This is a genomic window from Alitibacter langaaensis DSM 22999 (assembly GCF_003096995.1).
In the GTDB taxonomy this organism is placed as follows: domain Bacteria; phylum Pseudomonadota; class Gammaproteobacteria; order Enterobacterales; family Pasteurellaceae; genus Exercitatus; species Exercitatus langaaensis.
The window spans coordinates 160262-174790 of sequence record NZ_QENU01000002.1; the positions used below are offsets into that span (position 1 = coordinate 160262).

Annotated in this window: 12 protein-coding genes and 1 tRNA gene; 8 read left to right on the forward strand and 5 right to left on the reverse strand. The window is 40.8% G+C overall.

Annotation, left to right across the window (positions count from 1 at the left end):
* Positions 1-28 precede the first annotated feature (28 nt).
* Both nlpI and C8D76_RS02490 read left to right on the forward strand, forming a co-directional pair.
* Positions 29-961, forward strand: coding sequence for a lipoprotein NlpI (nlpI, locus tag C8D76_RS02485; protein ID WP_116631246.1), 933 nt, complete (start codon positions 29-31; stop codon positions 959-961).
* Between the two features lie 183 nt (positions 962-1144).
* Positions 1145-2995, forward strand: a complete 1851-nt coding sequence (locus C8D76_RS02490) for a DEAD/DEAH box helicase (RefSeq protein ID WP_116631247.1) — start codon at positions 1145-1147, stop codon at positions 2993-2995.
* A gap of 224 nt (positions 2996-3219) precedes the next feature.
* On the opposite strand, the gene dauA is transcribed toward C8D76_RS02490, so the two are convergent.
* Positions 3220-4971: a C4-dicarboxylic acid transporter DauA gene (dauA, locus tag C8D76_RS02495; protein WP_116631248.1), complete on the reverse strand. Its 1752-nt coding sequence runs from the start codon at positions 4969-4971 to the stop codon at positions 3220-3222.
* 171 nt (positions 4972-5142) lie between these two features.
* Here dauA and C8D76_RS02500 point away from each other — a divergent pair.
* The 3 genes from C8D76_RS02500 to C8D76_RS02510 all read left to right on the forward strand — a co-directional run bounded on the left by C8D76_RS02500 (position 5143) and on the right by C8D76_RS02510 (position 7430).
* A tRNA-Ser gene (locus C8D76_RS02500) sits at positions 5143-5232 on the forward strand.
* A 170-nt stretch (positions 5233-5402) separates the two neighbouring features.
* On the forward strand, positions 5403-6110 hold the full coding sequence (locus tag C8D76_RS02505) for a 7-cyano-7-deazaguanine/7-aminomethyl-7-deazaguanine transporter (RefSeq protein WP_116631249.1): 708 nt from the start codon (positions 5403-5405) through the stop codon (positions 6108-6110).
* A gap of 15 nt (positions 6111-6125) precedes the next feature.
* Positions 6126-7430 (forward strand): MFS transporter, encoded by a 1305-nt coding sequence (locus C8D76_RS02510; protein ID WP_116631250.1) that lies wholly within the window; start codon positions 6126-6128, stop codon positions 7428-7430.
* Between the two features lie 86 nt (positions 7431-7516).
* Here the strand turns inward: C8D76_RS02510 and cpxA are convergent, their stop codons facing one another.
* From cpxA to yejK, 4 genes are all read right to left on the reverse strand, one after another.
* On the reverse strand, positions 7517-8941 hold the full coding sequence (gene cpxA / locus C8D76_RS02515) for an envelope stress sensor histidine kinase CpxA (protein ID WP_116631311.1): 1425 nt from the start codon (positions 8939-8941) through the stop codon (positions 7517-7519).
* A gap of 50 nt (positions 8942-8991) precedes the next feature.
* Positions 8992-9690: a response regulator gene (locus tag C8D76_RS02520; RefSeq protein ID WP_116631251.1), complete on the reverse strand. Its 699-nt coding sequence runs from the start codon at positions 9688-9690 to the stop codon at positions 8992-8994.
* Positions 9691-9713: 23 nt separating this feature from the next.
* The gene (gene bamE, locus C8D76_RS02525) at positions 9714-10127 is read right to left on the reverse strand and encodes an outer membrane protein assembly factor BamE (RefSeq protein ID WP_116631252.1); all 414 of its coding nucleotides are present in this window, start codon (positions 10125-10127) and stop codon (positions 9714-9716) included.
* Positions 10128-10189: 62 nt separating this feature from the next.
* Complete coding sequence (gene yejK / locus C8D76_RS02530; protein WP_116631312.1) at positions 10190-11206, reverse strand: nucleoid-associated protein YejK; 1017 nt, start codon at positions 11204-11206, stop codon at positions 10190-10192.
* 109 nt (positions 11207-11315) lie between these two features.
* Between yejK and C8D76_RS02535 the strand changes: the two genes are divergently transcribed.
* From C8D76_RS02535 to C8D76_RS02545, 3 genes are all read left to right on the forward strand, one after another.
* The gene (locus C8D76_RS02535; protein WP_116631253.1) at positions 11316-11528 is read left to right on the forward strand and encodes a YejL family protein; all 213 of its coding nucleotides are present in this window, start codon (positions 11316-11318) and stop codon (positions 11526-11528) included.
* A gap of 23 nt (positions 11529-11551) precedes the next feature.
* A complete protein-coding gene (locus C8D76_RS02540) occupies positions 11552-13354 on the forward strand; it encodes a DUF3413 domain-containing protein (protein WP_116631254.1) in 1803 nt (600 codons plus the stop codon).
* 171 nt (positions 13355-13525) lie between these two features.
* The gene (locus C8D76_RS02545; protein ID WP_116631255.1) at positions 13526-14518 is read left to right on the forward strand and encodes an amidohydrolase family protein; all 993 of its coding nucleotides are present in this window, start codon (positions 13526-13528) and stop codon (positions 14516-14518) included.
* The last annotated feature ends 11 nt before the right edge of the window (positions 14519-14529 follow it).

Below are 14529 nucleotides of genomic sequence, written 5' to 3' on the forward strand. Positions count from 1 at the left end.
ATTCGTTTATTTTCCTAAGGCAACATTAATGACAGAATTTATGCATCGGTTGAAATTTGGAGCAATCTTCCCAATTTTATGCCTTGCTTTGCTTGCGGGCTGTGTAAATAGCAGTGCAGGTGAATTTGTGTCAAAAAATAAAGTGGTGCTGGCGGAACAATATCCCAATGTGCATTTTGATCAAGAAGTGATGATTGCACGAATCAGTCAAATACTGATTGTGGGGCAGCTGACTAATAAAGAACGTGCTGATTTGCATTTTGAACGTGGCGTGCTTTATGACAGCTTAGGGCTTTGGGGATTAGCGCGTTATGACTTCACCCAAGCACTTGCATTGCAGCCGAGAATGGCAGCAGTGTACAATTATTTAGGTTTATATCTCTTATTAGAAGAAGAATTTGATGGTGCGTTGGAAGCGTTCAACGTCGTATTAGAATTAGATCCTAATTATGAATATACCTATTTAAACCGTGGTTTAGATTTCCATTACACGGGACGTTATAATCTTGCGAATCAGGATTTTCTGCGCTTTTATTTAGCAGACACTAAAGATCCATATCGCGTTTTATGGTTATATTTCAACGACTTGAAGTTTAAGCCAGCTGAAGCAAAACAGAATTTAGTGCAGCGAGCAAAAACGCTCTCCACTGAATATTGGGGAACCTTCATCGTCCAATATTATTTGGGCAAGATTTCTGTACAAGATTTATTAGACAAAGCGAAAAAATTTGTGGACCCGCATTCGCCTCAATATGCGGAAATTTTGACAGAAACCTACTTTTATCTAGCAAAACAAAAACTCAATCAAGGTGATTTAGACGAGGCGAAAACCATGTTTAAATTAGCCGTAGCAAATCAGGTGTATAATTTTGTTGAGTATCGTTTTGCTTTGTTTGAACTAGACAAATTAAAAGACACAACGTCTAGTGAGCAAACGGAACAGGTTGTGGTACAGAAATAATGTCAGTAACACATTTGCTGAGCTAGACAAGGCATTGTAAAACTGAAGACAATATTTCAAATTTTCTGCCGAATGGCTAATGGTTCGACAAGTTCACCAAGTGCTATTCACTTTCGAGCGCAGTAACCACAACATTTATACACGAAAGCATTGAGCTTTCTTTACAAACAATTCGAGTATTTAATGACTGAAACTAATACTATTACTTTTGGCGACTTAGGTTTGCCAGAATCTATCCTTTCTGCTGTTTCTGATATGGGCTTTACTTCACCTTCTCCAATCCAACAGGCTTGTATCCCGCACCTTTTAAACGGTCGCGATGTATTGGGTATGGCACAAACGGGGAGTGGTAAAACAGCCGCCTTTTCTTTGCCATTATTGGCGAAAATTAATGCGGATGAAAGATATCCGCAAATGTTGGTGATGGCACCAACTCGTGAGCTTGCTATTCAAGTCGCGGAAGCTTGCGAACAATTTACAAAACATTCAAAAGGTGTACGTATCGTGACTCTTTATGGTGGGCAACGCTATGATATTCAATTACGTGCATTACGCCAAGGTGCGCAAGTGGTGGTGGGAACGCCAGGACGTATTTTAGACCACATTAAGCGTGGCACCCTTGATCTTTCTGCATTGAAATTCATCGTATTAGATGAAGCCGATGAAATGTTGCGTATGGGCTTTATTGATGATGTTGAAACCGTGATGGCTGAGCTGCCTGAAAAACATCAAACCGCACTTTTCTCAGCAACTATGCCTGAGCCAATTCGTCGTATTACAAAACGTTTTATGACGGATCCGCAAGAGGTGAAAATTCAATCAACCCAACGCACAAACCCAGATATTGCGCAAAGCTGCTGGTATGTGCGTGGTTTCCGTAAAAATGATGCACTATTACGCTTCCTTGAAGTGGAAGATTTTGACGCAGCAATTATTTTTACACGCACGAAAACGGGCACTTTAGATGTTACTGAATTATTAGATAAACATGGTTTCCGTGCAGCCGCATTAAATGGCGATATGACTCAACAAGCACGTGAGCAAACCTTAGATCGTTTACGCAATGGCAGCCTTGATATTTTAGTGGCAACAGATGTGGCAGCGCGCGGTTTAGACGTTGAGCGTATTAGTCTTGTTGTCAACTATGACATTCCATTAGATGCAGAAAGCTATGTGCACCGTATTGGTCGTACAGGGCGTGCTGGACGTTCTGGGGCGGCAATTTTATTTGTCGAACCGCGCGAACGCCGTTTATTAGGCAATATTGAACGCCTAATGAAGAAACCAATCGAAGAAGTAGGCGTGCCAGATCATGAAAAATTGCAAGTGCGCCGCCGTGAGAAATTTGTTGCTAAAATTACTAAACAACTTGAGCATCGCGATTTAGAGCAATACCGCAGTTTATTAGAAGATTTGTTCGCCGCAGATCAAGATCGTGAAGATATTGCCGCAGCAATGTTAATGTTATTGCAAGGTAAACAAAAACTGATTCTTCCACCTGACTCAACATTGCCAAAAATCAGCGAACGTGATCGTGGCGAACGCCGTGAACGCAATGGACGAGAAGAACGCCGTGGTTACGGCACACCAAAAGCGATGGATTTATACCGTATTGAAATTGGTCGCGTAGATGGCGTAGAAGTGCGCCATATTGTTGGGGCGATTGCAAATGAAGGGGATATCAGCAGCCGTAATATCGGCCATATCAAACTCTTCGATGATTATTCCACCATCGAACTTCCGCAAGGCATGCCAAAAGAATTGTTAAAACACTTTGAAAAAACGCGAGTTTTAAACAAACAAATGCAAATGAGCTTTGTGCGTGAAGTGCAAGGCGAAGAACGTGCAGAACGTTTTGAAAGCCGTGGTGGAAAACGTCATGGTAATGAACGTGGCGAACGTCGTTTTAATGACCGCAATGATCGTAGTTTTAGAGGCGATCGTAAATTCTCTGGAAAATCTGACCGCACTTCAAGAGAAGGCGGACGCAAAGAATTCCGTGAGAAAAGCTTTAAAGGCAGTCGTCATAGTTAATAAAGCAGATAAAGGGCGCAACCATTAGGTTGCGCTTTTTTATTCTCTTTTTCTATCAACTTCAACATCACATTATTTCTTGGATTTACTCAGAATTTATCATGGCAAATGAAATGCCTATTATCACTAGCGATATTTTCTTTTTACCTAAACAAAGGTTCGTTCTTGCCTAGTTGATCGTGCTAAAGTGAATCTTTTTCCGTTTCTTGTTCGTTATGCCACATTTATTTTTCTTGGCTTAACTCACTTTCCTGCAAGCGAATCTTACCGTAGGTTTCGGCTAAATCTGCACTGAAATTAATTTTTCTCAATTCGGGCACTGTATTGGATTTAACTAACATACGCAAAGGCTGAAATTGCATATTGCACATATAGAGTTGCTGATGTGGCAACATATGTTGAACAAATCGAGTTAAGGCGTGAATTCCCCCAGTGTCGAGTATATTGACCGCCTCGCATTGCAACACAATATGTCTGATTTCTTGATCGGTATGGACAGTTTTATCATGTAATTCTGCAAATAAATTATCTGCCGCTGCAAAAAATAATGGGCCGCTGACGCGATAGACTAAAACATTCTCTAAATCATCGGGATGAGCGGTTTCGATAGTCTTTGTCATTTCAGCAATGGTACGAATAAAGAGCAAGCTCGCCATTAATACGCCGACAGAAATAGCAATGACCATATCAAATATGACGGTGAGCAAGATACAAATCGCTAACACCGCAATTTCGTTTTTGCCTGAACGGCGAATGAGTGCAATGATGTTATGAATATCTGCCATATTCCACGCCACCATTAATAATAATGCTGCCATAGATGCCAAAGGCAAATAAGAGAGCGCGCGAGCAAAAACGAGTAACGCGAATAATACAAATAATCCGTGAACAATACTGGCAATTGGCGATGTTGCGCCTGCCTTGACATTTGCCGCCGAGCGTGCAATTGCGGCGGTGGCTGTAATTCCGCCTAAAAATGGCGAAACAATATTTCCCAATCCTTGCGCTAATAATTCGTTATTGGAATGATGTTTGGTATCCGTCATATTATCTAATACAACAGCGCAGAGCAGCGATTCAATCGCTCCTAACATTGCCATCGAAAATGCCGCAGGTAAAATCCCTTGAAGTGCGGTGAAATTCCATTGAATTATTTCGCCTTGGGCATTGGGGATATTCCAAGGCAATATCAATTCGGGTAACACATTGGGAATGCCATGATCTGTCGTGCCGTCAGAAAGGGTATAACTGAACGCCGAACCGATTGTGGCAACATTCATATCAAAATGGGCTAATGTCAATGCTAATACCGTACCGACAATAACCGCAGGTAAATGGCCTGGAATAGCCACACGCAAACGCCGCCATTGCGTTAATGTGATAAGGGTCGCCACGCCGACTGCTGTATCAGCCCAATTGATCGTAGGAAGTGCGGTCAAAATTGCTTGTACTTTGGCTAAATAATGAGAAGGCATCGTTGGAATAGTCAGTCCAAGAAAATCTTTAATTTGCAATGTGGCAATGGTAATCCCAATTCCGCAAGTGAACCCAAGGGTAACCGGCAAGGGAATGTATTCTATTAAACGCCCGAGGCGAAATAATGCCATTAAAATCAGAATAACGCCTGATAGCAAGGTTGCCATCAACAAACCGCCTAAACCAAATTGTTGGGTGACTGGGTATAAAATAACCACAAAAGCCGCGGTTGGGCCTGAAATATTAAAACGTGATCCACCTGTTACCGCAATTAAAATACCTGCCACAATGGCTGTATAAAGCCCATGTTGTGGGGCGACCCCGCTGGCGATAGCAAGCGCCATTGATAGCGGAATCGCAATAACCCCTACGGTTAAACCTGCGATAATATCTTTGATGAGATGTTGTTTGGTGTAACCTAAATGCAGACTCTCTTTCAGCGCGCTAAAAGGTTTGACCGCCAAGAATGCATTTTTAGTTAAGAACCATTTATTCAACATATCGCTCCCTGAAAAGAAAGAAAAGTGCGGTTATTTTACGTCTAATTTTGTGAAAATTTTATGCGCTAGCGCAAGAAAAGCGAAAAAAGACTAGACGCAAAGGCGGTAAATTCTTATAATCTCGCCACTTTCTGACTGATGAGCCTGATTCATCAGAATGATTTTCAAAACGGTGAGATGTCCGAGTGGTTGAAGGAGCACGCCTGGAAAGCGTGTATATGGGAAACTGTATCGGGGGTTCGAATCCCCCTCTCACCGCCATTCCTATAAAATGATTCATTATTAATTCCATTCATATAAACCTTCAAATACTTTCATTTGTTTCTACTTGAAATATCTTTTATATTCTCTATCATTCACGCTCCATTTAGAAATGGGTTTTAAATGAGTAACTTGGGTTCCCTAACCCCAATCAAATAAAAAGGTGTTTTATGAAAACCAATCTTTCGATCTTCACTGATCAGCAAAAATGTAGCGTGTTAATTATCCTAAGCTTGTTCCACATTTTGATTATTGCGGCGAGCAATTATCTCGTGCAAATCCCCTTTGAAATTCATTTGCCGTTGACCGCACTTGGTATGGCAGAAGATTTCAGCTTCCATAGCACATGGGGGACGTTAACCTTTCCATTTATATTTTTGGCAACGGATTTAACGGTGCGTGTATTTGGCGCGAAAGAAGCACGTTGGATTATTTTTATAGTGATGTTTCCTGCGTTAGTCATCAGTTATTTAGTTTCTACCTTGTTTTTAGATGCTCACTTTCAAGGTTTTGCTGCTTTAGCTGAATTTAATTATTTTGTCTTTCGCATCGCTGCCGCCAGTTTTTGTGCTTATGTTTTTGGGCAATTATTGGATGTTCTCGTATTTAACCGCTTGCGCCAATTAAAAACATGGTGGATAGCGCCAACAAGTTCGATGGTGTTTGGCTCAATGGCTGATACATTCTTGTTTTTTGCAGTGGCTTTTTATGCGAGCAGCGATCCTTTCATGGCGGAACATTGGGTGCAATTAGGATTTGTGGATTATTTATTCAAACTTTTCGTTGGTATTGTTTTGTTCGTGCCAGCCTATGGCGTGGTGTTGAACTTTATTTTAACTAAAATTTTGACCGCACTTTCAGACACGAAAGCGGGTTAATAGATAGGAGCCTATATGAGTTTAAGAGAGAAAATTGATAATAGCCCAATGTCAGGTTATCAGTGGCTGATTGTATTTATGGCAGTCATTATGAATTTGCTTGATGGTTTTGATGTATTGGCATTAGCGTTTACCGCCGCCAATATTCGCGCAGAGTTTGCGTTAAGCGCGGAGCAATTAGGTTATCTGATGAGCGCAGGGCTATTTGGTATGACGGCAGGATCTTTATTTCTTGCGCCATTAGCGGATAAAATCGGGCGCCGTCCTTTATTGCTCATATCAGTCGTAATGTCCGCATTGGGTATGTTAGGCTCTGCATTAATTGAACATTATCAAGCACTTGCCTTTTGGCGCGTGATTACAGGCTTGGGCGTGGGCGGCATTTTAGTTGGCACAAATGTATTAACCAGCGAATATTCATCACGCAAATGGCGTAGCTTTGCGATTAGCGTATATGCCGCAGGTTTCGGCATTGGCGCGGTGCTAGGCGGAATGTTCGCAATGACCTTGCAAGCTGAATATGGCTGGCGTTCAGTTTATCTTGCCGGTTTTGGCCTAACGGCATTATGCTTTGTTATTTTATTAGCATGGCTGCCAGAATCGATTGATTTTTTAACCACAAAACAGCCGAAAAATGCACAACAAAAATTAAATAGCATTGCCCGCAAGTTAGGTTTTTCAGGTGAATGGCCATTGCCAGAAAAAACGCAGCAAGCTACAAAGCTCCCTTTTACTCAAGTGTTCAATCATGAATATCGCCGTTCGACCCTATTAATTTGGATTGCATTTTTTGCAATTATGTTCAGTTTTTATTTTGTCAGCCAATGGACACCAGCATTGCTCACTCAAGCAGGAATGACAAAAGAACAAGGGGTTAGCGTGGGAATGATGATTTCCCTTGGCGGTACTTGTGGCGCGTTATTTTATGGATTATTGGCGAGCCGCTGGTCTGTGCGCCGCGTGCTTATTTTGTTCACGTTATTATCTGCCGTGGTCGCTGTCATCTTTATTCTTTCATCTTCAGTACTATGGCTTGCGATGTTGTTTGGCGTGTTGGTCGGCGCATTAATGAATGGCTGTATCAGTGGGCTTTATACCTTAAATCCAGCGATTTACGCCGCAGATATTCGTAGCACTGGCGTGGGTTTATCTCTCGGAGTTGGGCGCTTTGGCGCAATTTTAGCCCCGATTGCGGCGGGCAAATTATTAGATTTAGGCTGGGAAAAGCAAAGCCTTTATGAAGGTGTCGCCTTGGTTTTGCTGCTTGCTGTTTGTGCTTTGGCCTTGCTGAAAACGAAAAGTGCGGTCAAATCTGTGTAAGTTTTTGTCGTGACTGAAAAAGCATAAAGCGTATCTGCATAAGATACGCTTTTTTTGAGCCGAAAAGAAAGAAGAGTATTGCGCAATTAATGAGCGCTACCCCCCCCGGTATATAACGGTAAGCACAGGGTAATACGCAAGCCGCCCAATGGGCTTTTACTGGCGGTGACTTTACCGTGATGTTGGAAAATACTATTTTCTACAATAGCCAAGCCAAGCCCTGTTCCGCCCGTTTTTCTAGTTCTCGCTTCATCAATGCGGTAAAACGGCTGGAAAATTTTGTCATATTCTTCTTCCGCAATGCCAGCACCATTATCATCAATGACGATCATCAGTTTCTGATCTTCCAGATAAGTTTGCGCGGCGATTTTGCTTTTGGTGTATTTCAGCGCATTCCGTAAGATATTTTCTAGCGCACTCGTTAATGATTGATGATTTCCATATAAAAAATATTTCTCTGGGGCGTAAATATTTTGTTTAAAGTAGAAATTAATATTGCGTTGTTCTGCTTCAAATTCAGTGTCAATAATGACGTCATTCCATAATTCTTCAATAGAAAAAATCTGGCGAGATGCGTGGATATTCATTTGATTACGCGAGAGTTTTAATAAATCGTTAATCATTAAATCCATTCGTTCGGTTTCAGTTTCAATTCGCGTGATTTCATTATTTTCACCTAATCGTCTGCGCAATAATGCAGCCGCTAGCTGTAATCTAGTGAGTGGCGTGCGTAATTCATGGGAGATCGAAGAAAGCAACATACGATGGGTTTTTAATAAATCTTCCAGTGAATTGGTCATTTGGTTAAAACTTTTGCCCACTTGGCGTAATTCGTTCACGCCTTTTTTCTCTAATATGGGATTAACCATGAAATTCCCTTGGGAAACGGCTTGGGCTGCTTCATTCAAATTTCTGATTGGTCGGGATATTCTTAATGTTAAAAGCCATAATAAGGGCGATGACAATGCCATGATGATGAAAACGAGTAGTAGCGGTCTGTCAAAAATTTCAGTAACAAATTTTTGCTGTGGATCGACTCGCTGCACAAAGTAAAGAAGATAAGGTTCTTCTTGGTTGCCGTCTTGTGCGCTGATATGTACTGAAAAAGGCCCTGCAATTTCAATATCATAGAATGTTTTCACTAATGGGGTTTTCACATTTTGTGATGTTGTGGTGAATTGGCGTACTCTTTCTGACTCTGCTTCAGGTACCCCTAGAATTAGTTGGGTTTTCGTATTAAATAAAATAGGGCGAATTTCCGTGGTTTGTTCTAATGGAAATGGGCGATTTTTATATATCAATAATCGCGATAACTGGTTTTCGCGGAAAGTGGTAACAATTTGTTTTTGGTAAGTACGCAGATCATCACCACGAAGTTCAGCATAATTACGGCTGTCAAATTTAGGCACAATAAAGACAATGAGTAATAACAAAAAGAATACCACCCAAAAGGAGGCAAAGATTTGAGTTGTTATGCTGTTTAAGCGGGAAAAATATGCCGAGAATTTCATCATCTTGTTATACAAAAAATGCGGTCAAAATAACCGCACTTTTGGGAAAATTAGTCAATTAATAATATATAACCACGGCCACGCAGCGTTTTGAACCAAGGCAAATCGTTTTCGCATTTCGGTAGTTTCTTGCGTAAATTTGACATATGCATATCAATCGTGCGGTCAAATGGCGACAGTTGTTTGCCCAATGCATCAAGGCTGAGCAATTCACGAGATAATACTTCACCTGGGCTTTGAATGAGGCGTGATAACAAGGCAAATTCTGAGCCCGTTAAACCTAAATCCTGCTCATGAAAAGTGGCTTGTTGATGCCCCTTATGTAGCACTAACCCTTTGAATTTAATGAGATGATTTTCAGTTTGAGCATCGTCATTTTGTTCTGTAGTGATAACACTTCGGCGCAAAATAGCTTTAATGCGCGCCACTAATTCTCGGTCATTAAATGGTTTAGGCAGATAATCATCAGCACCTAATTCCAAACCTAATACACGATCAATGTCATCACCACAGGCGGTTAACATTAAGACGGGAATCGTATAACGTTGACGAATGCGTTTAAGGGTTTCAATGCCATTGAGAACAGGCATCATAATGTCAAGCAACACAAGAGAATAGGACGCGTCTAATTTATCTAGCGCCTCTTGCCCATTGTGAGCAACATCAATCTGAAAGCCCTCTAAAGACAATAATTCTACAAGTAGTTCTGTAAGTTCAAGATCATCATCAACTAACAAGATCTTAGCCATAAAACACATCCCTGAATGAGAAATTATTTCCAGAATTGCCACCAACTTGATTTTTCAACAGCTGGTGCTTCAATGATCGCGTTATTAACGACTTCTTTATGGTCATCTGGTAATGGTTTGTCTAAATCAAAATTGGCAACGCGATTGCTTCGGTCAAAGTTCACGACTAAAGTGTGTTGCTCTGGGCTTTCATACCCTTTTTGTTGTAAGAAAACATAATACCAAGTTGAAGTGCCGAACGGATCGTTTAAGACTGGTGTACCAAGTAAATATTGCACTTGCGGTTTCGTCATGCCCACTTGTAATTGTTTTACTGTGGCTTCTTCTAAGTAGTTTCCTTGTGGCACATCAATACGATACACCACTTTTTCTACTGATGAGCACGCAGAAAGACTGAATGCGACAAAAAGTGCGGTCATAATTGGCTTAATTTTCATTGTTTAACCCTTGTTTTTAATTGTGTTCAGATAATACGCTAAAGTTTAGGCATTTTTCAACTTTAATTATCTTTTAAATTGCGTTGTAATTGGTCTCGTAAATTCGCTGGCAAACCTTTAATCGTCAGCGTGTCGGCAGCTTCATCCCAAATGATTCGTTCGTTAATGAGTTCCGCATCAAAACTAATGGTTACGCCTTTCCCTGAGCCTGAAAATTTGGTGAGTGATTTCAATGCTGAGCGTACTGGCGGAATGCTCTCTGCCAAGCCATAGTCTTGTTCCTGAGCAAAATCAATAAATTGACGCTCATTTAGTGTGGGTAATGTCTCAGAAAGTTCCGTTAATGTGATTTCATCGCCCGCATTCATTTGCCCTTTGCAATATTCAAAGACTTGTTTTTTCACCGCTTGGCTTTGTGCATTGCTCAGTTCACCTTGTTCACAATAATCGCTCACCGCTTGCAACAGGCATTGATTTTGAACTTGTGGATTTAATCCTTCATCTGCCCCTAAAAAATCCATAAAAAAGTCGCCAATTTTACGGCCTACACGCCCTTTGATAAAGGTGAGATAACGATCCGAATTAGCGTTAATCTGCATTTCCGTTAAATTAATACGGGCGGCAATATCAAATTGGCTGATATTTAAGTATTGGGTGCGGTGAATTTCTAAGTTTTCATCCACTAACATACTAATGCGGCTGTCGAGCAAGGCGATGAATAGATAATCTGTCGCTAAAAAGTTATATTGGCACAACACAAAAGTGCCACTTTCCGCAAAAGGATATTTGCTTAATTCGCTGCTTAATAATTTTGCACATTCATGGCTGAATGGCAGAAAATCTAGCTCTTTTTCCAACAGACGGTTTAAAGATTGTGCAAAATTCGATTGTTCTTGGAAAATGCCATAGCCTTTCGCTTTGGTTTGATAGGCTTGATGTAGCTCTAACGTGAGTTGTTCCACTTCTGGAGTGATAGGCAATAATTGCTTGCGCAGCTGCGTATCAAGCTGGGTATTGCCTTCTTCTGTGCTGTGTTTGATCAGTTGGTGTAAGACTATTTGGTTAACGGTAATGCTCATTTCATTGTCCGAATGAATAAATTTAAAAAAACGCGTGTAATTATAACCGCACTTTGCCTGAAAATGTGGTAGGATCGCAAAAATTAATTTATTCACTGAAAATCATTAGATGGCAAGTAATTCAAAATTTCAAGATAAACAAGTAGATGCAATTTTAAATGATATGATTGCCGTGCTTGAAAAACACCAAGCTCCCGTAGATTTATCGCTCGTTGTGTTAGGCAATATGGTGACAAATTTGCTCACTTCTAGCGTGGGTAAAAATCAGCAACAGGCTTTGGCTAAAGCATTTTCTGATGCGCTGATGAATTCCGTCAAATAATCTCAAGTCTTAGCGAGAACACGATGTTTTGGTTTAAAAAAAGCAAACAGACTTTTGGAATGCAATATCGCGAACAAACGTCCATGAAAATTTCATGGGGGCATTGGTTTGCGTTTTTCAATATTCTGTGGGCAATTTTAATCGGTTCACGCTATGCCTTTATTATTGATTGGCCTGAAACTTTTTTTGGTAAACTCTATTTCTTTATTAGCTTGCTGGGGCATTTCAGCTTTGTCGGCTTTGCACTCTATCTTTTAGTGGTTTTCCCACTCAGTTTTATCATCAAAAATGAACGCACTTTCCGTGGTGTTTCAGTGATTATCGCCACGATTTCAACCACGTTATTGCTGGTGGATACCGAAGTTTTTGTGCGTTTCAATTTTCATTTATCTTCTGTGGTGTGGAATTTACTCGTTAATCCAGAAAACGGCGAGCTCTCACGAGATTGGCAAATTTTCTTTGTGCCAATGCCATTGATGTTGTTGGTGCAAATGCTATTTTCCCGTTGGGCGTGGTATAAATTACGCAGCCTTGAACGGCAAAAGTGGTTTCGCGGTGTTGGCGTATTATTCACTTGCTTGTTTGTGGCAACGCACTTAATTTATGCTTGGGCGGATGCTTATATTTATCGTCCGATTACCATGCAGAAATCCAATTTCCCATTATCTTATCCAATGACCGCCCGCTCGTTTTTAGAAAAACATGGTTTCTTGGATATAGAAGAATACAATTCTACCCTTGAGCAAGAAGGGCGCCCTGAGGCCCCTGCTATTATTTATCCAAAACATCCGCTCACTTTTGCAACCTCGAATACAGAAAAAGCGAATTTACTGATTATTACCGTGTCAGGTTTGCGAGCCGATGCGTTGCAAAATATGCCGAATTTGCATCAGTTTGCGCAGAATGCAACGCAATTTACTCATCATTATAGTAGCGGTAACACTAATAATACTGGGCTTACTGGCTTGTTTTATGGCTTGAATGCGAATTACACCGACAGTTTGTTGAATCATAAAACGCCGTCAGTCTTAATCGAAAAATTGAAGCAAGATCATTACCAATTTGGTTTGTTCTCGGCAACGAATTTTAAAGATACGCTGTTTGAGCAAGCGCTGTTTAATGGAATGAAGCTGCCAACATCTAAACGCATTCAACCGAGCAACGAAAGTGCGGTCAAAAATTGGCAAGATTGGTATCTAAAACGTGATGAAACAAAACCTTGGTTCTCTTATTTAAATTTAGATCTTAGCGATCTTATGCATGCTCAGAAAATCGATAATTTAGCCGATGAACAAGCGCTCTATCAGACGCAATTGGCAAAATTAGACGAGCAATTAGCGAAAATTTTCACTCAACTGAATGAAAGCCAGCAATTGGATAATACCGCGGTTGTGATCACTGCGGAACATGGTTATGTGTTCCAAGCTAGTGAGCAAGATGTCATCAATAATTTTAGTGATGAACAAGTGCAGGTGCCGATGATTGTGGCGTGGCGAGAATTAGCGTCGGGGAAAGAAGATAAACTTTCAAGCCATGTAGATATCTTGCCAGCATTAATGTATCACTTGTTTTGGGTGCAAAATCCAGATTCTGATTACAGCCAAGGGCATAATTTGTTTGATTTTACCCAAAGTCGAAATTGGGTATTAGCGGCGAATTACCGTTGGTTTGCGATTATCACTGCAAATGGCACGCAATATCATATTGATCGCAAAGGAAATTATCAAAAATTTGACCGCACTTATGAAAAACAAGCATCTGATCGTCCACCATTGGGATTATTTTTAGATGTGTTTAATCAAAGTGGATCTTTTATTGAAAAATAAAGCGCGTACGATTATACTACGCGCCTAGTACTTACAGTGCATCGAGACTAGACGACAATGTTATTAATGAAAAATCTGCGAATTTTTTATAACATTCCAAGCCAAATCTTTTTCATAGTCCCATCTGTCTATCCGCTAATCTCATTTATTTCACCAATTACGGAGTAATATATGAAGAATCATGTTCGTAGCTTTAAAACCTTTATTAGAGACGAAATTATTAAAAAAGGTGGCTGGGTCAACGCGCACGCGCACGCCGACCGTGCATTCACCATGACACCTGAAAAAATTAGCATTTACCATAACAGCAATCTTCAACAAAAATGGGATTTGGTGGATGAAGTCAAACGCACTTCAACAGTAGAAGATTATTACGCCCGCTTTTGCCAAGCCATTGAATTAATGATCTCACAAGGAGTCACCGCCTTTGGGACTTTTGTGGATATTGATCCCGTGTGTGAAGACCGCGCCATTATTGCAGCGCACAAAGCGCGTGAAGTGTATAAAAGTGATATAGCCCTAAAATTTGCTAACCAAACGTTGAAAGGCGTGATTGAACCGACGGCTAAAAAATGGTTCGATATCGGCTCTGAAATGGTGGATATCATTGGCGGGTTGCCATATCGTGATGAATTGGATTATGGACGCGGTTTAGAAGCAATGGATATTTTGCTCGATAAAGCCAAATCCCTTGGTATTATGTGTCATGTTCATGTGGATCAATTCAACACGCCAAAAGAAAAAGAAACGGAACAGCTTTGTGATAAAACCATTGAACATGGAATGGAAGGGCGTGTTGTTGCCATTCATGGTATTTCTATCGGTGCGCATTCCAAAGAATATCGTTATGCCTTGTATGAAAAAATGCGCCGCGCGCAGATGATGATGATCGCCTGCCCAATGGCATGGATTGACAGTAATCGTAAAGAAGAATTAATGCCGTTCCATAATGCATTAACGCCAGCTGATGAAATGATTCCAGAAGGAATTACTGTGGCGTTAGGCACGGATAATATCTGTGATTATATGGTGCCCTTATGTGAGGGCGATTTATGGCAGGAACTCAGCTTGCTTGCCGCAGGTTGCCGCTTCCCGAATTTAGATGAAATGGTGAATATCGCCAGCGTCAATGGGCGAAAAGTATTAGGCTTGCCACCGTTCTAAGTCTTGAAACT